This is a genomic window from Rhizobium arsenicireducens (assembly GCF_964021225.1).
On record NZ_CAXHYK020000001.1, the window covers coordinates 4,116,834 to 4,136,448 of the forward strand.

The 19,615-nt window shown below is 61.8% G+C and carries 23 protein-coding genes; 14 read left to right on the forward strand and 9 right to left on the reverse strand.

Going from position 1 to position 19,615, the window contains the following annotated elements; all coding sequences use genetic code 11:
* Positions 1-71: 71 nt before the first annotated feature.
* The 4 genes from ACWPVA_RS20090 to paaG all read right to left on the reverse strand — a co-directional run bounded on the left by ACWPVA_RS20090 (position 72) and on the right by paaG (position 3,332).
* On the reverse strand, positions 72-671 hold the full coding sequence (locus ACWPVA_RS20090) for a TetR family transcriptional regulator (RefSeq protein ID WP_454289343.1): 600 nt from the start codon (positions 669-671) through the stop codon (positions 72-74).
* 94 nt (positions 672-765) lie between these two features.
* Positions 766-2,076 carry a phenylacetate--CoA ligase PaaK gene (gene paaK, locus ACWPVA_RS20095; RefSeq protein ID WP_454289344.1) on the reverse strand — a complete coding sequence of 437 codons (1,311 nt, stop codon included), beginning with the start codon at positions 2,074-2,076 and terminating at the stop codon, positions 766-768.
* A gap of 27 nt (positions 2,077-2,103) precedes the next feature.
* Positions 2,104-2,541 (reverse strand): hydroxyphenylacetyl-CoA thioesterase PaaI, encoded by a 438-nt coding sequence (gene paaI, locus ACWPVA_RS20100; protein ID WP_454289345.1) that lies wholly within the window; start codon positions 2,539-2,541, stop codon positions 2,104-2,106.
* The gene (gene paaG, locus ACWPVA_RS20105; protein WP_454289346.1) at positions 2,538-3,332 is read right to left on the reverse strand and encodes a 2-(1,2-epoxy-1,2-dihydrophenyl)acetyl-CoA isomerase PaaG; all 795 of its coding nucleotides are present in this window, start codon (positions 3,330-3,332) and stop codon (positions 2,538-2,540) included. The genes paaI and paaG overlap by 4 nt, the downstream gene beginning before the upstream one ends.
* A gap of 106 nt (positions 3,333-3,438) precedes the next feature.
* Here paaG and paaN point away from each other — a divergent pair, with 106 nt between their 5' ends.
* The 7 genes from paaN (at position 3,439) to ACWPVA_RS20140 (ending at position 11,635) form a co-directional block, all read left to right on the forward strand.
* Positions 3,439-5,091: a phenylacetic acid degradation protein PaaN gene (gene paaN, locus ACWPVA_RS20110; protein WP_454289347.1), complete on the forward strand. Its 1,653-nt coding sequence runs from the start codon at positions 3,439-3,441 to the stop codon at positions 5,089-5,091.
* 37 nt (positions 5,092-5,128) lie between these two features.
* Complete coding sequence (locus ACWPVA_RS20115; protein ID WP_454289348.1) at positions 5,129-6,271, forward strand: ABC transporter substrate-binding protein; 1,143 nt, start codon at positions 5,129-5,131, stop codon at positions 6,269-6,271.
* A gap of 103 nt (positions 6,272-6,374) precedes the next feature.
* Positions 6,375-7,247, forward strand: a complete 873-nt coding sequence (locus ACWPVA_RS20120; protein ID WP_454289349.1) for a branched-chain amino acid ABC transporter permease — start codon at positions 6,375-6,377, stop codon at positions 7,245-7,247.
* 2 nt (positions 7,248-7,249) lie between these two features.
* Complete coding sequence (locus tag ACWPVA_RS20125; RefSeq protein WP_454289350.1) at positions 7,250-8,206, forward strand: branched-chain amino acid ABC transporter permease; 957 nt, start codon at positions 7,250-7,252, stop codon at positions 8,204-8,206.
* Entirely contained in the window at positions 8,203-8,988 is a 786-nt protein-coding gene (locus ACWPVA_RS20130) for an ABC transporter ATP-binding protein (protein ID WP_454289351.1), read from the forward strand. The genes ACWPVA_RS20125 and ACWPVA_RS20130 overlap by 4 nt, the downstream gene beginning before the upstream one ends.
* The gene (locus ACWPVA_RS20135; RefSeq protein ID WP_454289352.1) at positions 8,975-9,676 is read left to right on the forward strand and encodes an ABC transporter ATP-binding protein; all 702 of its coding nucleotides are present in this window, start codon (positions 8,975-8,977) and stop codon (positions 9,674-9,676) included. Before ACWPVA_RS20130 ends, ACWPVA_RS20135 begins: the two co-directional genes overlap by 14 nt.
* 6 nt (positions 9,677-9,682) lie before the next feature.
* Positions 9,683-11,635 (forward strand): 3-hydroxyacyl-CoA dehydrogenase NAD-binding domain-containing protein, encoded by a 1,953-nt coding sequence (locus ACWPVA_RS20140; protein WP_454289353.1) that lies wholly within the window; start codon positions 9,683-9,685, stop codon positions 11,633-11,635.
* A gap of 124 nt (positions 11,636-11,759) precedes the next feature.
* Here the strand turns inward: ACWPVA_RS20140 and ACWPVA_RS20145 are convergent, their stop codons facing one another.
* Together ACWPVA_RS20145 and ACWPVA_RS20150 are read right to left on the reverse strand one after the other, a co-directional pair.
* Positions 11,760-11,966, reverse strand: a complete 207-nt coding sequence (locus ACWPVA_RS20145) for a hypothetical protein (protein ID WP_454289354.1) — start codon at positions 11,964-11,966, stop codon at positions 11,760-11,762.
* 274 nt (positions 11,967-12,240) lie between these two features.
* Complete coding sequence (locus tag ACWPVA_RS20150; RefSeq protein ID WP_454289355.1) at positions 12,241-12,699, reverse strand: DUF302 domain-containing protein; 459 nt, start codon at positions 12,697-12,699, stop codon at positions 12,241-12,243.
* Positions 12,700-12,799: 100 nt separating this feature from the next.
* Here ACWPVA_RS20150 and ACWPVA_RS20155 point away from each other — a divergent pair, with 100 nt between their 5' ends.
* Positions 12,800-13,750, forward strand: coding sequence for an MBL fold metallo-hydrolase (locus ACWPVA_RS20155; protein ID WP_454289356.1), 951 nt, complete (start codon positions 12,800-12,802; stop codon positions 13,748-13,750).
* 52 nt (positions 13,751-13,802) lie between these two features.
* Here the strand turns inward: ACWPVA_RS20155 and ACWPVA_RS20160 are convergent, their stop codons facing one another.
* The 3 genes from ACWPVA_RS20160 to ACWPVA_RS20170 form a co-directional block, all read right to left on the reverse strand.
* On the reverse strand, positions 13,803-14,885 hold the full coding sequence (locus ACWPVA_RS20160; RefSeq protein ID WP_454289357.1) for a YeeE/YedE family protein: 1,083 nt from the start codon (positions 14,883-14,885) through the stop codon (positions 13,803-13,805).
* Between the two features lie 70 nt (positions 14,886-14,955).
* Entirely contained in the window at positions 14,956-15,303 is a 348-nt protein-coding gene (locus ACWPVA_RS20165) for an ArsR/SmtB family transcription factor (RefSeq protein ID WP_454289358.1), read from the reverse strand.
* 43 nt (positions 15,304-15,346) lie between these two features.
* Positions 15,347-15,700 (reverse strand): transcriptional regulator, encoded by a 354-nt coding sequence (locus ACWPVA_RS20170; protein WP_454289359.1) that lies wholly within the window; start codon positions 15,698-15,700, stop codon positions 15,347-15,349.
* 97 nt (positions 15,701-15,797) lie between these two features.
* Here ACWPVA_RS20170 and ACWPVA_RS20175 point away from each other — a divergent pair, with 97 nt between their 5' ends.
* From ACWPVA_RS20175 to soxA, 6 genes are all read left to right on the forward strand, one after another.
* Positions 15,798-16,532: a cytochrome c biogenesis CcdA family protein gene (locus ACWPVA_RS20175; protein ID WP_454289360.1), complete on the forward strand. Its 735-nt coding sequence runs from the start codon at positions 15,798-15,800 to the stop codon at positions 16,530-16,532.
* A gap of 9 nt (positions 16,533-16,541) precedes the next feature.
* Positions 16,542-17,126: a SoxW family protein gene (locus ACWPVA_RS20180; protein ID WP_454289361.1), complete on the forward strand. Its 585-nt coding sequence runs from the start codon at positions 16,542-16,544 to the stop codon at positions 17,124-17,126.
* Between the two features lie 132 nt (positions 17,127-17,258).
* The gene (gene soxX / locus ACWPVA_RS20185; protein WP_454289362.1) at positions 17,259-17,726 is read left to right on the forward strand and encodes a sulfur oxidation c-type cytochrome SoxX; all 468 of its coding nucleotides are present in this window, start codon (positions 17,259-17,261) and stop codon (positions 17,724-17,726) included.
* Between the two features lie 23 nt (positions 17,727-17,749).
* Complete coding sequence (gene soxY / locus ACWPVA_RS20190) at positions 17,750-18,199, forward strand: thiosulfate oxidation carrier protein SoxY (protein ID WP_454289363.1); 450 nt, start codon at positions 17,750-17,752, stop codon at positions 18,197-18,199.
* Between the two features lie 27 nt (positions 18,200-18,226).
* On the forward strand, positions 18,227-18,556 hold the full coding sequence (gene soxZ / locus ACWPVA_RS20195) for a thiosulfate oxidation carrier complex protein SoxZ (RefSeq protein WP_454289364.1): 330 nt from the start codon (positions 18,227-18,229) through the stop codon (positions 18,554-18,556).
* Positions 18,557-18,730: 174 nt separating this feature from the next.
* Positions 18,731-19,543, forward strand: a complete 813-nt coding sequence (soxA, locus tag ACWPVA_RS20200) for a sulfur oxidation c-type cytochrome SoxA (RefSeq protein WP_454289654.1) — start codon at positions 18,731-18,733, stop codon at positions 19,541-19,543.
* Positions 19,544-19,615 lie beyond the last annotated feature (72 nt).

Below are 19,615 nucleotides of genomic sequence, written 5' to 3' on the forward strand. Positions count from 1 at the left end.
TTAACCTGGCCGTCGATTTGAAGAATTCTTGTCAGGAGGAATGGTCGCCGGTTGAAGCTTGCGGGCGGGGGTTAGCGAACCGCCTTGATGCCTTCGAGGATCAGCGTGGTGGCGACGTCCGCATAGTCTTCCCGCGTGATCCGACCGCCGTCCCGAAACCACATATAGACCCAGTTCATCATGCCGAACAGCGACATGGTGACGGGCATCAGCAGGGGCCTTTCCTTGCTGTCGAGGTCTGGATTGATCTCCCGCAGCAGGTTGGAGAAGCGGCGCACGATACGCCGTTCGATCGCGGTGATGCCTGCCTTCTGCTCATCGGACAGGGCGGATGTCGCGTTGAGCTGCACCTTGTGCTGGTTATCGGCGCCGCGATAGTTTTCGAGCACCACGCCCACCAGTCGCCGAAGCCGCTTCTCCGGCGCCTCGTTCGGGTCGTCGGCCGCGTGGATCGCCTCGTCGAGTTCCTCCAGATGAGTAATGATGATCGCATGGATCAGCGCATCCTTGCTGGGGTAATAGTGATACAGCAGCGCCTTGGACACGCTTGAATGGGTGGCGATCTGGGACATGGATGCCTTTTCCATGCCCTGCTCGGCAAACACTGCTGCGGCGTGGTCGAGAATGCCGCGGCGTTTTTCCTCAAAGTCGGTTGCCCGGGTGCGAGCCATATTTTTGCTTTCCTGCCTGCAGTTGCCTGCAAAAGGGGGCATATCTGCCCCGCTTCCTTATAATGAATGCCTTTTACCTGTCCCGGTTGGCCGTTCAGGTCTTCGGGCGGTTATCCACAACACGCTTGGCCTTGCCTTCCGAACGGGCGATGGAGGTCGGGTCCTGAACCTCGATCCTGGTGCTGATGCCGACGACGCTCTTGATGTGATGGGCCAGTTCCTTGGCCGACTGCGCGCGCGCCGCGGCATCGGTGAAATTGGCCGCGCATTCGACGTGGACGATCATATTGTCCATCCTGCCGGCACGGGTCAGCTCGATCTGGAAGTGCGGGGCAAGGCCGCCGCATTTCAGGATCTGTTCCTCGATCTGGGTCGGGAAGACGTTGACGCCGCGCAGGATGATCATGTCGTCGCTGCGGCCGGTGATCTTCTCGATGCGCCGCATCGAACGCGCCGTGCCCGGCAGAAGGCGGGTCAGGTCGCGGGTGCGGTAGCGCACCATCGGCAGGCCTTCCTTGGTCAGCGTGGTGAAGACAAGCTCGCCGAGTTCGCCGTCGGGCAATACGGCACCTGTCACCGGGTCGATGATTTCCGGATAGAAATGGTCTTCCCACACGTGCAGCCCGTCCTTGGTTTCCACGCATTCGTTGGCGACGCCCGGTCCCATGACCTCGGAGAGGCCATAGATATCGACGGCATGCATGTTGAAGGCCTGTTCGATCTCGCTGCGCATGGCATTCGTCCAGGGTTCGGCACCGAAGATACCGACCTCGATCGAGCTTTCACGCGGGTCGATGCCCTGGCGGCGGAACTCGTCGAGAATCGACAGCATATAGGACGGCGTCACCATGATGATGCGCGGCTTGAAATCGTTCATCAGCGTGACCTGGCGCTCGGTCATGCCGCCGGAGATCGGCACGACGGTGCAGCCGAGCCGCTCGGCGCCGTAGTGCGCACCGAGACCGCCGGTGAACAGGCCGTAGCCATAGGCGACATGTACGATGTCGCCGGGACGGCCGCCCGACGCCCGGATCGAGCGGGCGACGACGTCGGCCCAGACATCGATGTCATGCTTGGTGTAGCCGACCACCGTCGGCTTGCCGGTGGTGCCCGACGAGCCGTGGATACGGACCAGCTTTTCCCGGGGAACGGCGAACATGCCGAAGGGATAGGTGTCGCGCAGGTCGGTCTTGGTGGTGAAAGGGAACTTGGCAAGATCCGACAGGGTCTTCAAGTCTTCCGGATGCACGCCATGCTCGTCGAAGCGCTGGCGATAGAACGGCGAGTTCTCGTAGGAATGCTTCAGCGAGCGCTTCATCCGGTGAAACTGCAGCGCCGAGATTTCATCCCGCGAGGCGATCTCGATCGGGTCCAGATCTTGGGGGCGGCTTACAAAGTCGAGCATGATTTCCTCCCTGGAAAGCGTCGTGGTTCAGGCGGGATCGGGCAAGTGGGTGCCCTTCACCGTTCGCGACAGTCCGCGAAACTCGGCGACAAGGTCGCCGCTCTGATTTGAAATGCGAATGTCGTAGATGCCCGACCGGCCCTTGCGCGAAATCTCGCGTGCCTCCGCCGTCAGTCGGTCGCCGATCCTCCCCGGGCTGATATAGGTGATCGAGCAGTTCTGCGCGACGGTCAGCTGATTGTAGCCGTTGCAGGCAAAGGCGAAGGCGCTGTCGGCGAGCGTGAAGATGTAGCCGCCGTGGCAATTGCCGTGGCCGTTGGACATGATTTCGGTGATGTCCATCGACAGGGTCGCCTGTCCCGGCGCGATGTGCTCGATGCGCATGCCGAGATTTTGCGATGCCGTATCGAGGTCCCACATCGCCTTGGCGCAGGATTCGGCCATTTGCTGTGCGGTCATCGTCATTTGCCCGAAAACTCCGGCTTTCGCTTTTCGAGGAAGGCGGTGACGCCCTCGGCATAGTCGGCTGTCCGGCCAGCTTCGCGCTGGCAGTCGCGCTCCATGTCGAGCTGTTCGTCGAGGCTGTTGGTCGCCGCGGCCTGGATGAGCCGCTTGGTGAGGCCGAGGCCGCGCGTTGCGCCTTCGGCCAGCGAGCGAGCCAGCGTCTCGGCCTCGCCGATCAGCTGGTCGTCATCGACCGCTTTCCAGATCAGGCCCCATTCGGCGGCGCGCTCGGCCATCAGCGGCTCGGCGGTCATGGCGAGCGCCTTGGCCCGCGGTTCGCCGAGAATGCGGGCGAGGCTCCAGCTGCCGCTGGCATCGGGGATCAGGCCGATCTTGGCGAAGGCCTGGATGAACTTCGCCGAGCGGGCGGCCAGCACGATGTCGCAGGCAAAGGCGATATTGGCGCCGGCACCGGCCGCGACCCCGTTGACCGCGCAGATCACCGGTTTTTCCAGCGAGCGGATCAGCCGCAGCGTTGGATTGTAGAAGGTCTCGAGCGTGTGGCCGAGATCGGGAGCAGGCCCACCTTTGCGCGGATCGCGGTCGCCCAGATCCTGGCCGGCGGAGAAGCCGCGACCGGCACCGGTCAGCAAGACGGCGCGCACGGAAGCATCGTCGTGGGCGCGCTGAAGCGCTGCCCGCAAGGCGACATGCATCTCTTCATTGAACGAATTGAGTTTGTCCGGACGGTTCAGCGTCAGCCGCAGAACCCCGTGATCCATCGTCACCAGAACGGTGTCGGATTGGTGCATCGCTCTCTCCCTGTCCCCGCTCCGAATTTTCCCGGGGGCGTAAAAAGATCTTGCATAAACCGACCGGACGGTCAATGATAAAGGCAGGAGTAGGGAGGAATTTGCCATGGAAGACCTGTTCGACCGTCATCGCGGTCTGCTGGAGACGGCTGTCAAGGCCCTGTCCGACCGGGGTTTCTGGTCGCCCTTCCCGGAAGTGCCGAGCGGCAAGATCTATGGCGAAACCGCCAAGGACGACGGCGAGGCGTCTTTCAGGGCACAGCTCGGAACGAAGTTCGACTTGCCTGGCCACCCGGAAGATCGGCGCCTCGGTTCCGAAGTGTCGCCCTGGGGGCCCGACCTCAAAATCCTTTATCCGGCAACCGGTGCCGCGACGCTCGTTGCTGCCTCCAAAGCGGCCGGCGATGCCTGGGCCGATGCCTCGCCCGAGCTGCGCGTTGGCGTGTGCCTCGAGATCCTGACGCGCTTGAACCGCATCAGCTTCGAGATGGCCAATGCCGTGATGCACACGACCGGCCAGGCCTTTCCGATGGCTTTCCAGGCCGGTGGTCCGCATGCGCAGGATCGCGGGCTCGAAGCGGTTGCCACGGCCTGGGTGGAAATGACCCGCACCCCGGGACAAGCCACCTGGGAAAAGCCGCAGGGCAAGGCAGCGCCGATCGTTCTGGAAAAGAACTGGCAGGTCGTGCCGCGCGGCGTCGCCCTTGCGATCGGCTGCCAGACTTTCCCGACCTGGAACACCTATCCGGGTCTGTTCGCGAGCCTCGCGACCGGCAATACCGTGATCGTCAAGCCGCATCCCGGCGCCATCCTGCCGCTCGCACTGACCGTCAAAGTGGCGCGCGAAGTCCTGGTCGAGGCAGGCTTCCCGGCTGACGTGGTCCTTCTTGCCGTCGATCAGGCCGGAGCCGAGATCACCAAGGACCTCGTGACCCATCCGGACATCGGCATCATCGACTACACCGGCTCCAGCGTCTTCGGCGAATGGGTGCGAAACAATGCCCGTTCCGCCCAGGTGTTCACCGAGGAAGCCGGCGTGAACTCGATCGTCGTCGCCGCGACCGACGATTTTTCCGGGATGTGCGCCAACATCGCGTTTTCGCTTTCGCTCTATTCCGGCCAGATGTGCACCGCCCCGCAGGACATTTTCGTCCCGCGTACTGGAATTTCGACAGATGAGGGGCACAAGTGCTTCGACGAGGTCGCGACCGCGATCGGCACCGCTGTCGACGCCTTGCTAAGCGATCCTGCGCGCGCCTCGGGTGTCTGCGGTGCAATCGCCAATCCGGCTACCCTTGCGCGAGTCGACAAGGCCCGCAGCTTCGGACGCGTCGTGCGCGATTCGCAGCCGCTTGCTGCCGGCTGCAGTGCGACGCCGTTGATTGTCGCCGTCGACGCGGCCGAAACGAAGGCCCACGAGGAGGAGTGCTTCGGACCTGTTGCCTTTATTGTCGCGGTCGATAGCGCCGAATCCGGCATTGATGCCGCGGCCGACCTTGCGCGCCGCAAGGGCGCCATCACCGCCGCGCTTTACGACACGGACGAGGCACGCATCGCCCATGCGGTCAAAGCCTTTGCCCGTGCCGGCGTCAACCTGTCGATCAACCTGACCGGCAACATCTTCGTCAACCAGTCCGCTGCGTTTTCCGACTTTCACGTCACAGGTGGCAATCCCGCCGGAAATGCCAGCCTGACCGACACAGCCTTCGTCGCCAACCGATTCCGGTTGGCGATGTGGCGCCGCCCAAAGGCGGCGTAATCCACTTTCATTTCAACGTTCTCAGGGAGGAGACAGAATGAAAATGACGACAACAACCGCACTCGCTACGATCATGGCACTGGGTATTGCGACCGCGGCCCAGGCCGAAATCAAGATCGGCGCCACCTTGTCAGCAACGGGCCCGGCCTCATTCCTCGGCGACCCGGAAGCCAAGACGCTGGAAATGCTGGTCGAGGAAATCAATGCCGCTGGCGGCGTGAACGGGGAACAGCTCAAGCTCGTTCTCTATGACGACGGCGGCGACCCGAACAAGGCGCGCACCTTTGCGACCCGCCTGGTCGAGGACGACGAAGTCGTGGCGATCATCGGCGGCACGACCACCGGCACGACCATGTCGATCATTCCGGTCGCCGAAGACGCCGAAGTTCCGTTCATCTCGCTCGCCGGCGCAATCGAGATCATCGATCCGGTCAAGCACTGGGTCTTCAAGACCCCGCACACCGACCGCATGGCCTGCCAGAAGATCTTCGAGGACATGAAGAAGAACGCCATCAGCAAGATCGGCGTGATTTCCGGCACCGACGGCTTCGGCGCCTCGATGTACAAGCAGTGCGTCGCCGTTGCCGGTGACTACGGCATCGAGATCGTTGCCGACGAGACCTATGGACCGCAGGATGCGGACATGACGCCCCAGCTAACCAACATCAAGGGTGCAGCCGGCGTGCAGGCCGTACTCAATCCCGGGTTCGGCCAGGGGCCGTCGATCGTGACTCGCAACTATTCGCAGCTCGCTGTCGGACTCCCGCTCTATCAGTCCCATGGCGTCGCATCTGACGGCTTCATCGAGCTCGCCGGTGCAAAGGCTGCCGAAGGCGTTCGCCTGCCTGGTACCGCGCTACTGGTTGCCGGCATCCTCGCGGATGATGATCCCCAGAAGGCCGTCGTTACAGCCTACAAGACGGCCTACGAGGGGAAGACCGGCGCTGCCGTCTCGACGTTCGGTGGTTATGCCCACGACGCATTGCGCATTCTCGTCGATGCGATTGGTCGTGCCGGCTCCACTGAGCCCGAAGCAATCCGCGATGCGATTAAATCGACGTCCGGCCTGGTTGGCACCACCGGTGTCGTGACGATGTCAGCGGAGGATCACCTCGGCCTCGATCTCTCGGCATTCCGCATGCTGGAGATCAAGGACGGTGGCTGGACCATTATCGAGTAATCACTAGAGCCGTCCCGTTCGCGGGGCGACGGTATTTGGTGTGGAGCCTGCATGCGACATGCGGGCTCCACCTCAAGAGTAATCGGCCACAGTGGGGTCCTCGATGCCTGAACTGATGCAGTTCCTTCTTTCCGGCCTGACGGTCGGCGCGGTCTATGCGCTCGTCGCGCTGGGCTTCACGATCATCTACAACGCCTCGGACGTGGTCAATTTCGCCCAGGGCGAATTCGTCATGCTGGGCGGTATGATCACGGTGTTTGCCTTCGACGCCGGCCTGCCGCTGCCGCTTGCAGCCGTGATTGCGATCATGGTGACCGCCGCGATCGGCGTCGCCTTGAACAAGCTCGCCATCGCCCCTGCGCGGGGTGCGCCCGTGGTGTCGCTGATCATTATCACGATCGGCGCGTCGATCTTCATTCGCGGCGTGACGCAGCTGGTCTTCGACAAACAGCTGCATCGTTTACCGGCCTTTAGCGGCGACGAGCCGATCCGGATCCTGGGCGCGACGATCCTGCCGCAGAGCCTGTGGGTGATTGCCGGCGCTATCTTGGTGTTTGTGGCTCTCTGGCTCTTTTTCACCCGGACCCTGACCGGCAAGGCGGTTCTCGCCACCTCGAACAATCGCCTTGCCGCACAGCTCGTCGGCATCAACACTAACTGGGTCATGACGCTGTCCTTTGCCTTGTCGGCCGCCATTGGCGCCCTGGCTGGCGTGCTCGTCACGCCCATCACGCTGACCAGCTACGACCTTGGCATCGCGCTTGCTCTCAAAGGGTTTGCCGCAGCAATGCTGGGTGGCATGGGCAATCCGAAGGGTGCGCTGGTCGGCGGCATTCTGCTCGGCCTTTTCGAGGCGCTGACGGCGGGGTTCCTCAGCTCGCAATACAAGGATGCCGTTGCCTTCATCGTCATCCTCGCGGTCCTGTTCGCCATGCCGCAAGGCTTGTTCGGGCGTAACTCGGTCAATCGGGTGTAATGATGCGGCTCACGACAAAACAGACCACCTTGCTGGTGCTTGCGCTGCTCATTGCGGCAACTCCGTTCTTTTTTCCGTCTGCGTATTATTTCCGTGTCGGCTCGCTGCTGTTCGTGAACGGCGTGGCGGTGCTCGGCATCGTCATCCTGACGGGCTATGCGGGACAGATCAGTCTTGGTCACGCGGGTTTTGCCGGCCTCGGCGCTTATGCCTCGGCGCTTGCGCCTGTCCATCTCGGCATTCATCCTGCGTTTGCCGCAGTCCTTGGTGCCGTGCTCTCCGCACTGATCGCCTATGTCGTCGGCAGGCCGATCCTGCGCCTCAGGGGCTATTATCTTGCGGTTGCGTCGCTCGGCTTCGGCATCCTGGTCTCCATGGTGCTTTCCAATGAGGCCTGGCTCACGGGTGGGCCGGACGGCATTGCGGTTCCCGATCTCGGCCTGCGGCAAGTACTCGGTGACATAGGGCTCAAGCTCTCGGCGCCCCAGTTTTGGTATTTCTTCTGCGGGCTTTGCCTGCTGATCGGTGCCTGGCTAGCACTCAATCTCCATAACAGTCCGACGGGCCGTGCCTTGCGGGCGCTCCATGGTTCCGAGATCGCTGCGAGCACCGTCGGCGTGGATGTATCCCGGCTGAAGCTGCAGGCCTTCGTGATCTCGGCGGTCTATGCTTCGGTATCCGGCTCGTTGCTGGCCTTGCAGAACAAGTTCATCACGCCGGATGTTGCGGGCTACATGCATTCGATCGAACTGGTCACCATGGCCGTGCTGGGCGGTGCCGGATCGGTGCTGGGCGCGATCCTGGGGGCTGGCATTCTCACCCTTTTGCCACAAGTGCTCACCGTGTTTGCCGAATACGAGCAGGTCATGCTCGGGCTGGTGATGATGCTGGTCATGATCTTCCTGCGCGAGGGCCTGTTGCCGTCGCTGCTGCGTCAATTTACGGGGAGGGGAGCATGAGCCTTCTCAGTGTCGAGGGATTGGGAATTTCATTCGGTGGCCTGCGTGCCGTGGATGATGTGAGCTTTTCCGTCAATTCAGGCGAAATCGTTTCCATAATCGGGCCGAACGGTGCGGGAAAGACCACCCTGTTCAATATGATCTCGGGCATCTACATGCCGAGATCCGGCAAGGTAAGTCTAAACGGGGAGGACGTGACGGGGTTTGCTCCGCATCTGCTGGCCCGTCGCGGCATGTCGCGCACATTCCAGAACCTGCAGATCTTCCAGAACATGACCGTGCTGGAAAACGCCATCGCCGGCTTTCACCTGAAAGAAAAGGGCTCTGTCTTCGCGGACCTGCTCGGGCTTCCGGGCTCGCGCCGGCGTTCCAGGGAGGCCGAAGCGGGGGCACGAGAATTGCTGGCGCGTGTCGGGCTTGCCAATGCCGCCGAACTCGAGGCTGGCAATCTCTCCTATGGGGCGTTGAAGCGGCTGGAGATCGCGCGTGCGCTTGCCCTCGACACCAAGGTTCTGCTGCTCGACGAGCCGGCCGCCGGCTGCAACGCGGTCGAAACGGAGGAGATCGACCACCTGATCGCCGATGTCGCCGCCTCGGGGGTCTCGATCCTGCTGGTCGAGCACGACATGAAGATGGTGATGCGCATCTCCAACCACATCGTCGTCCTCGATCATGGGGTGAAGATCGCCGAAGGCGACCCCGAAGCCGTCGCGCGCAATCCGGATGTCATCGCGGCCTATCTCGGAACCCAGGCACAGGAGGCATCCCATGCTCACAGTTGAGGGACTGCGGTCGCGCTATGGCCGCATCGAAGCGCTGCATGGCATCGACCTGCATATCGATTCCGGCGAAATCGTCACCATCGTCGGCGCCAATGGTGCGGGAAAGACGACGCTGTTGCGCTGCCTGTCGGGCTTGCAGCCGATCAGTGCCGGACAGATCATATTCCGCGGCGAAGCGCTTGCTACCACGCCGGCCTACAAACGGCTGAAGCGAGGTCTTGCCCAGTCTCCCGAGGGCCGCCAGATCTTCACCAACCTGACGGTGGAGGAAAACCTGCGTCTTGGCGCATTTCTCTTTACCGACGATCGGGTCGAGCGGGACATGGACAATGCCTTCCAGATGTTCCCGATTCTCAAGGAGAAGCGCAATCTGGCCGCCGGGGGCCTGTCGGGCGGCCAGCAGCAGATGCTGGCGATCGCCCGCGCATTGATGGGTCGTCCCTCCTGCCTCTTGCTCGATGAGCCTTCGATGGGGCTGGCTCCCATTCTGGTCCAGCAGATATTCGACGTGGTCAAGAGCATGCGGGACCTCAAGGTCACCGTGCTTCTGGTCGAGCAGAATGCCTTCGGCGCCCTGTCCGTCGCCGACCGCGGCTATGTCATGGAAACCGGCAAGATCACCATGGAGGGACCGGCCGGCGAATTGCTCGCCGATCCCCGCATTCGAGAAGCCTATCTGGGAATCTGAATACTCATGTCCGTCGTCACCATTGCCCGTGAGGGTAACATCGCCGTCGTCACGATCGACAATCCGCCCGTCAACGCATTGAGCCAAGCCGTGCGCCAGGGTCTTGTCGATGCAGTCGCCGAACTCGACAATGATCACGATGTCGCAGCGGTGGTGCTCATCTGTGCGGGGCGGACCTTCATTGCCGGCGCTGATGTCAGCGAATTCGACAAGCCGCCCCAGCCGCCCCATCTGCCGGATGTCGTTTTGGGCATTGAGCTGGCGGCCAAACCGTGGATCGCGGCGATCCATGGCTCGGCGCTCGGGGGAGGCTTCGAGGTCGCGCTTGGCTGCCGCTTCCGGATTGCCACTGCAGAGGCTTCGGTTGGCCTGCCGGAAGTGACGCTCGGGATTGTGCCCGGTGCCGGCGGAACGGTGCGCTCGGTGCGGCTTGCCGGCGTCGAGGCTGCGGTTGATCTGGTGACCACTGGCAAGCCGGTGCGCGCGCCGCAGGCGCTGGAGCTTGGCCTGATCGACAGCATCATCGAAGGCGACCTTCACGTCGCCGCCATCGCCTTTGCTCGCGACGCGCTTTCGCATCCGCTTCCCCAGCCGGTGTCGCATCGTCTTGCGCCGACAGCAGCGGATACCTTCTGGGCGGAGAGCGAAGCGGCGATTGCCAAGCGTGCAAGGGGCGAGGTTGCGCCGCTGAAAGCCCTTGCCTGCCTGCGCCGGGCAACGGGAACGGATTTTGCCGCCGCGATGCAGTTCGAGCGCGCCACTTTTCTTGAACTGCGTGCCTCCCGCCAGGCGGCGGCGCTCCGCCACGTCTTTTTCGCCGAGCGCGCAGCACCGCGGCCGGCGGCGCTGTCCGGCGTTCAGCCCCTGCCGCTGAGGAATGCTGCCGTCATCGGCGGCGGTACGATGGGGGCGGGCATTGCCGCTGCCTTGCGCGACGCGGGGCTGCCGGTCATCCTGATCGAGCGGGACGAAGCGGCCGTCGAGCGTGGCATCGCCAATCTCAAGGATATCTTCGCCGGAGCGGTCAAGCGGGGACGTCTCACCGAGGATGCCGCCGAAGCGCGGCTTGCCGGTGTCACGGGCTCGACGGACTATGCAGCTCTTGCCGATACCGATCTCGTGATTGAGGCTGTCTTTGAGGAGCTTTCTGTCAAGCGCCAGGTGTTTGAGCAACTCGGTCGCGTCTGTCGCCCCGATGCGGTGCTGGCGACCAACACGTCCTATCTCGATCCGCGGGCGATCGCCGAGGACCTGGCCAATCCCGGCCGTTTCATCGGCCTGCATTTCTTCAGCCCGGCCAATGTCATGAAATTGCTGGAAATCGTTCCGACGCCGCAGACCGCTGACGCGACGCTGGCGACGGGCTTTACACTTGCCCGCGTGCTCGGCAAGGTTCCGGTTCGCGCCGGCATCTGCGAAGGCTTCATTGGCAACCGGATACTGAAGCGCTACCGCGCCGAGGCGGAAATGCTGGTTCGGCAGGGCATGACGATGGCGGCCATTGATGCGGCCATGCGTGGCTACGGTTTCGCCATGGGCCCCTTCGAAGCGCAGGATCTCGGCGGTCTCGACATCGCCTTCCTGCAACGCGAAGGCGCGCGTGCGGCGGGCCAGAATGTGCCCGAAACGCTGGGCGATATTCTGGTCAGGGCCGGCCGCAAGGGCCAGAAAACCGGCGGCGGCTGGTATGATTATAAGTCCGGCAATCGCCGTCCGCTTCCTTCAGACGAGGTCAGCCACCTTCTCGCTCCCCTGGTCCGGCCCGGTCCCGCATTGGATGCCGAGGCGATCGCCGATCATCTGGTTGGAGCCATGGCTCGTGAGGGCGATGCAATCCTGTCGGAAGGCATCGCCGAAAAGGCCTCCGACATCGATCTCGTCGAAATCCACGGCTATGGCTTCCCGCGCTGGCGCGGCGGCCCGATGTTCGGGACATCGCCGAGAGCTTCGGCAAAATAGCGTTCGGGGTCAAGACAATGGAGCATGCGGTCGCACCCTCGCAGAGGCAATTGCGGCGCGACGGACAGCAGCGCTGCCAAACTAGCAAAGCTGCCAAATCACCGACCCAGACGCTTTGAGGCGTTCAGTCCGCAAGCAGGCCGTCGAATACTTCCAGCATGGAATCGGCTATGGCCTTGCCGAGTTCGGCGGCGCTCGACGCTATTGCTTCCTCGTCCATGTCGCGCGCGGCGAGCGCGAAGGTTGCGCCTTCGTTCGTGACGATCTCCTGGGCGCGCTGGATCGCCCACAGCGCAAATTCGGCACGATTGCCGATCTCAGTCGTTTCCATCGTACAACTCCAATGTCTTCCCGCTGTGTCGCTTATAGCGGATGTCAGTGCTGGTGACAGCCGTTGCGCGGCGAATTTGACAGGCGGGCAAGTGCCGGTTCCTCGGAACGGACACCGGCCGTCGTGGTGAAGTTTTGTCGCTTCTGCCGAAGGGGCCTTGGACTGGCCAAGCGCGTGGCGATCGCAGGGGCGCTTGCCAGTGAAATTGCCAAAAAAGCGAACGCGCCGCGCATGTGCGCGACGCGTTCCGAAAACACGAGGCGCTTCGCCAGTGCTATTGGCCGGCAGCCTCGCGGGCAATTTCTTCCAACAGTGTGTTCACCGCGTCGCGACCGCCGCCGTCTGGCAAGCGGCGGAAGCCGAGGGTGACCTTTCCTGGATCTTCGACCGGTTCGTAGGCGAATAGGACGTAGGGGCAATAGGCTATGTTGCCGATGTCCGCCTCCATTGCCGTGCGCGATATCGTGGCAGAGCAGAACTGCAGGATTTCCGCCCCCTTGTAGAGGGGCTTGGAGCCGGCAATGTCACCGGCCGTGCGGTCCAGCATGTCGCCGATATGGCCGTGATAGTCGACCACAAATCCGCGGTTCACCACCGCATCTTCAAGGTCGGCGATAACCTCGGAAAAGGGGGCGTCCGTCGTATAGGTCGTGACGTCGTCCTGTGCCCAAGCCAGCGATGCGCCGAGCAATAGGGTTGACGCTGCAATGGTGGCGGATCTGATCAGGTGCATGCGATTTCCTCCAAAAAATCAAAAGCGAGAATGGACCTTAGCCTGTGTTGTAGAAATATGCAAAAAAAGATATGTGTTTTCGCCTTACGGGAGGAAGACCATGACATATTATCACGGCAGGACAAAAATCATGCGCGGCAGTGTCGAGCGCCGCGGCTTCTTGTACGGCGGGTTGGGACTGCTTGCCGTCGCGGCACTACCGCGACCCGCCCTCTCGCTGGGCCGAATCGCGGCAGGAGAGGGGGAGATCCTGACCATCAGCGACGGCAACCTCACACTACCGATGGCTTTTCTCTATCCGGACGTTCCGAAGGGCGAACTTGAGCCTTTCCTCGTCGCGAACGGCCTGCCGACTGATGCGCTCTCGCCGGACTGCAATGTCACGGCGCTGAAGCGCGGCGACCATGTCGTGCTGTTTGATGCGGGATCCGGTTCGAATTTCATGTCGAGCGCCGGGCGGCTCCTCGAAAACTTGGGCGAAGCCGGTATTGATCCGGCATCGGTCACCGATGTGGTGTTCACCCATGCTCATCCGGACCACCTCTGGGGCGTGACGGACGACTTCGATGAACTGGTCTTCCCCGAAGCGACCTATCATATGAGCCAGACGGAATGGGACTTCTGGTCTTCCGCTGAAACGCTGGCAAGAATGCCGGAGGAGCGACAGAGCTTCGTTGTTGGCGCGCAGGCCCGGTTCAAATTCATCGAAGACAAGGTGAACTTCATCAAGCCGGGCCAGGAAGTGCTTTCTGGCGTCGAGGCGGTGGATACAGCCGGCCATACGCCCGGCCATCTTTCCTTTCTCGTGCACGGTGGTAGCGAACCGACATTGATCGGCGGCGATGCCCTCAGCAATACGGCGATCTCGTTTGCCCATCCGGAATGGCGCACGGGAAGCGATCACGACCAGGAGAAGGGGGCCGCGACCCGGGCAGCCCTTCTCGACCGTCTGGTCGCCGACAAGGCGACGATCATAGGCTACCATTTCGACCATGCCGGCATAGGCCACGTCGAGCGCAAGGAAACCGCCTACGTCTTTGTTCCGGCCTGATCGAGTTGGTCCGGCATTGTCCGGCCTGAGACGCCACGCTCGGCGCGGTGTCTCAGGCCCTGGATGTCGAGAAGACCGCGAGCGGTGAACCCTCGATTAGATAGGACAGTCCCATCCGGGCGCCGATCATGATCGAGGCGAGGACGATTGGAGCTGAAATCGCCAGTGTAGAGACGGCGGTGACGCCCTGGCCGATGGTGCAGCCCATCGATAGGACGCCGCCAACTCCCATGAGAAACCCGCCGAACAGGTGACGGCTGAGTTCGCGGGCGTCGTCGCAGGCTTCCCACCGCACCTGGCGCCGGAAAAGGGCGTTGAGGCTCGAGCCGATCACCACTCCGACTACCAGGCCGACGCCGTAATCAGGGATGGAACCGGTGAAAGTCACGAGATGCAGGAGCGTGTCGGCGACCGGCACGACGAACGAACCGGCTTCGAGCTGAACCACTTCGAAGGAGGTTTCTGCGGCCCATGCCGTCATAAACCAACCGAAGGCGATCACACCGCCGATGACGGAGCCCGTGGCGATGGCCCGGTAATGTCTGCGATAACGGGCATCGGCGAAGATCCACCAGAGCATTCCGCCGGCCACGAGTGCTGCCACGAGGAACTGGACATCGAAGCCGGTGAGATGGGAAAGGATAAGACCGAGCGACTGACCGCCGGCAAAGTTCATGTCGATCGCCATAGCATCGACGAGGGGCACGCGAGCCTGGGCGATCAGCCCTTTCTGCGCCGAAAGTGCGCTCAGGGCCAATACGATCAGCACGACCAGCGATCGCAGACTACCGCCTCCAAGCCGCACCAGTGCACCGAAGCCGCAGGTTCCGACGAGCGCCATGCCGAAACCAAACAGGATGCCGCCGACAATGGCGCCGGTCCAGGCAAAGCCCGAGCGGACATAGAAGCTCTCATTCGGCGTGGCCCAGCCGAAGGCGTGCAGGACCTGGGTGAAGACAAGCGCCATGGCTGCCGCCAGCATCCAGGTGCGCACGCCTGTGCTATCTCCGGCATACCAGAGCCGTTCGAGCGAGGACATCGTACAGAAACGCTGGCCCCGGGCGACGTAACCCATCAACACGCCGGCCAGCAGGCCAGCGACGGGCAGAAGCCACGGCGATGCGGAAAAATCCATTCGTTCCTCCCTTGGCCTTGCGGCCCGCGTGTATCGCAGGCCGGCGCTCCCCCGCCGGCCTACGGGGCTTTCATTCGTCGCGCCGCACCTCGGCGCAGAAGAGGTCGTACAAGTTTTCGATGACAGACGAGACTTCCTTGCCTGCGAGCGAATAGTAGATCGTCCGGCCGTCGCGCCTAGTATTGACCAACCGGTCAAATCGCAGGCGGGCCAGCTGCTGCGACACCGCCGCCTGCGGCATGTCCATGATCTCTTCCAGTTCGGAAACGGATCTTTCACCCTCTGTCAGCAGGCACAGAATCAGAAGCCTGTCTTCGTGAGACAGTGCCTTGAGCAGTTCGCTCGCCTTGCGCGCCTGGACGACAAGCTGCCCCCGGGTTTCCAACGACCGCAATGCGCTAACCTTTGGCAGGCTCATTACCGAAATCCTCTTTTCATGCCACTTTAAATGCCGGCTATCGCTACTGCGGCAGCTTGGCAATCAGTTCCCCAATCCTGAACCAGAAAAACTCATCGCCGACATAGCCGCGCAGCCTACCGACTTCTTTGCCTTCATGCATCAGAATAAAGCTCGGCGTAAACCGCTCGCGCTGCACATCCGCCAGATCTTTCGGCCATGGCTCGGTGATGTCGACGCGCCGTAGGGGGGCGATCCGGCCTTCCGGGGTGTTTGGCCAGGCCTGCGCGATTTCCGCATTGAACTGTCTGCACCAGGGGCATCCGGGTTGCTCCAGTACGACAAGCTCGGTTGCGCGCGCCTGAAGCGCGGCAGAAAGGATCCCGAAGACAAGCATCAGCCGAAAAAAATAGCTCAACGAAAATCCCTCGATTTGTCGTTTGCAATATATAGATTAATTTGCATACATTGGAAGTGCATTCGTTGACGCGTGCGTGGATCTTGGGAGGGATCGAATGCTTGATGTCAGTCTGGGCGGGGCTTTTCTTGCAGGCTTGCTGTCCTTCGTTTCCCCATGCGTTCTGCCGATCGTGCCGCCCTATCTGGCGTGGCTTGCCGGTGTCAGCTTCGACCGGCTGAAGGACGCTTCGCCAGGTCCGGCTGAGCGCCGGCAGATCGTCTTCTCGGCAATCTTCTTCGTGCTCGGCTTTACCACCGTCTTCGTCGCGCTCGGCGCCACTGCCAGCCTGGTTGGGAAGACCATCGCCCAATATTTTGATGTCCTGTCGGTCATCGCCGGCGTCATCATCATCATCATGGGGCTGCATTTTCTAGGCGTTTTCCGCATCGGCTTCCTCTACCGGGAAGCGCGCGTACAGGTGGACAAGAAGCCGGCGGGGCTGGCCGGGGCCTATGTGCTTGGTCTCGCCTTCGCCTTCGGCTGGACCCCGTGCGTCGGGCCGATTCTTGCCGCAATCCTGTTTATCGCCGGTAGCGAAGGCTCTGCTGTCCAGGGGGCGCTCCTGCTCGCAGTCTATTCGCTTGGTATCGGTATCCCCTTCGTTCTGGCCGCAGTTTTCGCCAGCCGCTTCCTGGACTGGGCGATGCGGTTTCGCCGCCACCTGCGCAAGGTCGAGATTGCGCTCGGTCTGTTCCTGATTGCGACCGGGCTGCTGTTCATCACCGGTCAGATGTCCCGGATCTCCTTCTGGTTGCTCGAGACATTCCCGGTATTCCAATCGATTGGTTAGGAGGAAATCATGTTGAGAATGTTAGGCCTGTCATTTGCCATGCTCGCCTTCCTGCTGACGCCGGCCATGGCCGTCGAGGTCGGCGACGACGGGTTGCACAAGGAGCCATGGTTCTCCATGACATTCCGCGATATCGCGGAGGATATCGAAGCGGCGCAGGCCGAGGGAAAGCGGCTGGCCATCATCTTCGAACAGCGCGGCTGCATCTACTGTCGGGAGATGCACGAGAAGATCCTCTCCGATCCTGAAGTTCGCGACTACATCAAGGCTAACTTCATGGTCGTTCAATACAACATGTTCGGCGACGAGGAGGTCACGGACACGGACGGCGAGACACTCACCGAGAAGTCGGCAGCGCGAAAGTGGGGTTTTATCTTCACTCCGACGATCGTCTTCCTTCCAGAGTCTCTCGATGAACAGGTTCCGGTCAGCAAGGCTGCAATCGCGACCATGCCCGGCGCCTTTGGAAAACTGACATTCCTCAACATGTTTCGTTGGGTGCAGGAAAAGGGTTACGAGAGTGGCGAACACTTTCAAGTTTACCACGCCCGGATCATTAACGAGCTGCGCGCGGCGGGAAAACTGGAGGAATAGGTCATGAAATCAATGGCGTGTAATATATGCAAGAATTTATATTTTTCTATTGATCTGAATCAAGCGCAGGGATATCGTTTGAGCGGAGGAGCGGATCGCTAGCCGGTTCGGGAGTTTGGGAGGACTCTAGGAATGAAGTTAGTCGCAGCTTACCTTGTCGTCTTTTCGGCGCTGGTGCCCGTCCCAATGGCCTTAGCCGGGGAAATCGCGCCAGCCGACGTCAAATACGACGGCACCACGATCACCACCTCGCTCACCGGGGTTCCCGGCAACCCGGAAGACGGGGCGAAAGTGCTCGCCGACCGTGGTCTGGGCAACTGTCTTGCCTGCCATGTGGTGACGCCCCTGGCCAAGGAGCAGTTCCATGGCGACGTGGCCCCGGCCCTGGACGGCGTCGCCGACCGGTGGTCACCGGAAGAGCTGCGCGGCATCGTGGTCAACGCCAAGCATTCGCTGAACCCGGATTCGGTCATGCCTGGCTTTTACAGCCTCGAAGCGGGTGTGAATGTGCGCAAGGACCTCGTCGGCAAGACGATCCTGACCGCTCAACAGGTTGAAGACGTGGTGGCCTATCTGGTCACCTTGAAGGACGCCAATTAGGCGCGGTCATGGAGGAGAAAATCATGAAACTGACAAGGCGACAGGTCCTGGCCATGACGGCGGGTGTCGCGGCCGTCTCGGCGGCCGGCGGGCGTTTGGCCTTCGCGGACATTCCGTCGACAGATAAGCGGATCGCCGATTTTGCCGGCGGCAAGACGCCGGAGGCCGGTAAGATCACGCTGACCGCGCCCGAGATTGCCGAGAACGGCAATACCGTGCCGATATCCTTCGATGTCGAGAGCGCCATGAAGGACGGCGACATGGTCGAGTCGGTCATGATCGTGGCGGACGGCAATCCGAATCCTGAAGTGGTGACGTTCCACTTTACCGCGCTCAGCGGTTCGGCATCGGCGACCACGCGCATTCGCCTGGCCAAAACGCAGAATGTCATTGCCGTCGCCAAGATGGCGGACGGCTCGGTTTACATGGACAAGAAGGAAGTAAAGGTCACCATCGGCGGCTGCGGCGGCTGATCGGCTTTTACAGAGGAGATTGATGAAATGGCAGCAGCACCCAAGCCGCGGATCAAGGTCCCGAAAACGGCAAAGGCCGGCGAAATCGTGCTGATCAAGACACTGATCAGCCACGAGATGGAATCCGGTCAGCGCAAGGACAAGGACGGCAACCCGATCCCGCGCAAGATCATCAACAAGTTCGCCTGCGAGTTCAACGGCAAGCCGGTGTTCTCCTGCGACATCGATCCGGCGGTTTCCGCGAACCCGTATTTCGAGTTCAGTGCGCTCGTCAGCGAGACGGGCACGTTCAAGTTCACCTGGACCGATGACGACGGCTCCGCCTATGTCGACGAGCAGCCCATCACCGTGAACTGAGGCGCTTTTGCGCCCGGCGGCGCCCTTTCCGGCGCAGCCAACTATCCGCCTTCGCGCATGGCCGCGAAGGCGCCGCAGTCGATCCGTCGCGGGCGATGAGGAACGTTCGCCGTTATCTTGGGAGGGGTAACCATGAGAAGACTTTCGTTGGCGCTTGCCGCCGGCCTTTTGGGAATGAGCTGTCCCCTGGGTGCCGCGTTTGCGGACCCGGTGGATGAGACGCTGGTTATCGACGACAAGGAAATGATCACCCGCACCAAGGCGCCGGAAGGTCATCCGTTCGATGAAGTGCTTTCGGGCTGGTTGTTCCGCGAAGCAGAGACCCGGGCAACGCAAGCGGATTCCTTCGCCAATCCCGGCATGCTCTCGGTCGAACGCGGCGAGGAGATCTGGAACACCGTGGACGGAACCGCCGGCAAGTCATGCGCTTCCTGTCATGACGACGCCTCGGTGTCGATGAAGGACATCGGCGCGCGTTATCCCAAGTGGGATGCCGCGGCCAACAAGCCGCTCAACATCGAATTGCAGATCGACAAGTGCCGCACCGAGAATATGGGCGCCGAAGCCTACAAGTTCGATGCCGAGGACCAGAAATCGCTGACGACTTATATCAAGTACCAGTCGCTTGGCACGCCGGTCTCGGTTGATCTCACACAGGGAGAGATGCAGAGCTGGTGGGACAAGGGCAAGGATCTCTACTACACCCGCATGGGCCAGCTGAATCTGTCGTGTTCCAACTGTCACGAGAACAGCATGGGCAAGTTCATCCGCGCGGACCATCTCAGTCAGGGGCAGGTCAACGGCTTCCCGACATATCGCTTCAACACTGCCGGCATGGTCTCCCTGCACAACCGCTTCCGCGGTTGCATCCGCGATACGCGCGCCGAAATGCCCAAGGCTTTCTCGGATGAGTTGATGGCGCTCGAGGTCTATGTCACCTGGCGCGGTCTCGGCCTGTCGGTCGAGACGCCGGCTGTCCGCCAATAAAACCGGCGGCGGGGTAGCCGCCGTCCCTAAACGAAGATGACGGTAGCGCGAGATTTGCCGCGAGGGCACTCG

Excerpts from the sequence above, each read along its gene's own strand:
- ACWPVA_RS20090 (WP_454289343.1), bottom strand. The coding sequence starts at position 671 with ATGGCTCGCACCCGGGCAACCGACTTTGAGGAAAAACGCCGCGGCATT.
- paaK (WP_454289344.1), bottom strand. The coding sequence starts at position 2,076 with ATGCTCGACTTTGTAAGCCGCCCCCAAGATCTGGACCCGATCGAGATC.
- paaI (WP_454289345.1), bottom strand. The coding sequence starts at position 2,541 with ATGACGATGACCGCACAGCAAATGGCCGAATCCTGCGCCAAGGCGATG.
- paaG (WP_454289346.1), bottom strand. The coding sequence starts at position 3,332 with ATGCACCAATCCGACACCGTTCTGGTGACGATGGATCACGGGGTTCTG.
- paaN (WP_454289347.1), top strand. The coding sequence starts at position 3,439 with ATGGAAGACCTGTTCGACCGTCATCGCGGTCTGCTGGAGACGGCTGTC.
- ACWPVA_RS20115 (WP_454289348.1), top strand. The coding sequence starts at position 5,129 with ATGAAAATGACGACAACAACCGCACTCGCTACGATCATGGCACTGGGT.
- ACWPVA_RS20120 (WP_454289349.1), top strand. The coding sequence starts at position 6,375 with ATGCCTGAACTGATGCAGTTCCTTCTTTCCGGCCTGACGGTCGGCGCG.
- ACWPVA_RS20125 (WP_454289350.1), top strand. The coding sequence starts at position 7,250 with ATGCGGCTCACGACAAAACAGACCACCTTGCTGGTGCTTGCGCTGCTC.
- ACWPVA_RS20130 (WP_454289351.1), top strand. The coding sequence starts at position 8,203 with ATGAGCCTTCTCAGTGTCGAGGGATTGGGAATTTCATTCGGTGGCCTG.
- ACWPVA_RS20135 (WP_454289352.1), top strand. The coding sequence starts at position 8,975 with ATGCTCACAGTTGAGGGACTGCGGTCGCGCTATGGCCGCATCGAAGCG.
- ACWPVA_RS20140 (WP_454289353.1), top strand. The coding sequence starts at position 9,683 with ATGTCCGTCGTCACCATTGCCCGTGAGGGTAACATCGCCGTCGTCACG.
- ACWPVA_RS20145 (WP_454289354.1), bottom strand. The coding sequence starts at position 11,966 with ATGGAAACGACTGAGATCGGCAATCGTGCCGAATTTGCGCTGTGGGCG.
- ACWPVA_RS20150 (WP_454289355.1), bottom strand. The coding sequence starts at position 12,699 with ATGCACCTGATCAGATCCGCCACCATTGCAGCGTCAACCCTATTGCTC.
- ACWPVA_RS20155 (WP_454289356.1), top strand. The coding sequence starts at position 12,800 with ATGACATATTATCACGGCAGGACAAAAATCATGCGCGGCAGTGTCGAG.
- ACWPVA_RS20160 (WP_454289357.1), bottom strand. The coding sequence starts at position 14,885 with ATGGATTTTTCCGCATCGCCGTGGCTTCTGCCCGTCGCTGGCCTGCTG.
- ACWPVA_RS20165 (WP_454289358.1), bottom strand. The coding sequence starts at position 15,303 with ATGAGCCTGCCAAAGGTTAGCGCATTGCGGTCGTTGGAAACCCGGGGG.
- ACWPVA_RS20175 (WP_454289360.1), top strand. The coding sequence starts at position 15,798 with ATGCTTGATGTCAGTCTGGGCGGGGCTTTTCTTGCAGGCTTGCTGTCC.
- ACWPVA_RS20180 (WP_454289361.1), top strand. The coding sequence starts at position 16,542 with ATGTTGAGAATGTTAGGCCTGTCATTTGCCATGCTCGCCTTCCTGCTG.
- soxX (WP_454289362.1), top strand. The coding sequence starts at position 17,259 with ATGAAGTTAGTCGCAGCTTACCTTGTCGTCTTTTCGGCGCTGGTGCCC.
- soxY (WP_454289363.1), top strand. The coding sequence starts at position 17,750 with ATGAAACTGACAAGGCGACAGGTCCTGGCCATGACGGCGGGTGTCGCG.
- soxZ (WP_454289364.1), top strand. The coding sequence starts at position 18,227 with ATGGCAGCAGCACCCAAGCCGCGGATCAAGGTCCCGAAAACGGCAAAG.
- soxA (WP_454289654.1), top strand. The coding sequence starts at position 18,731 with ATGAGCTGTCCCCTGGGTGCCGCGTTTGCGGACCCGGTGGATGAGACG.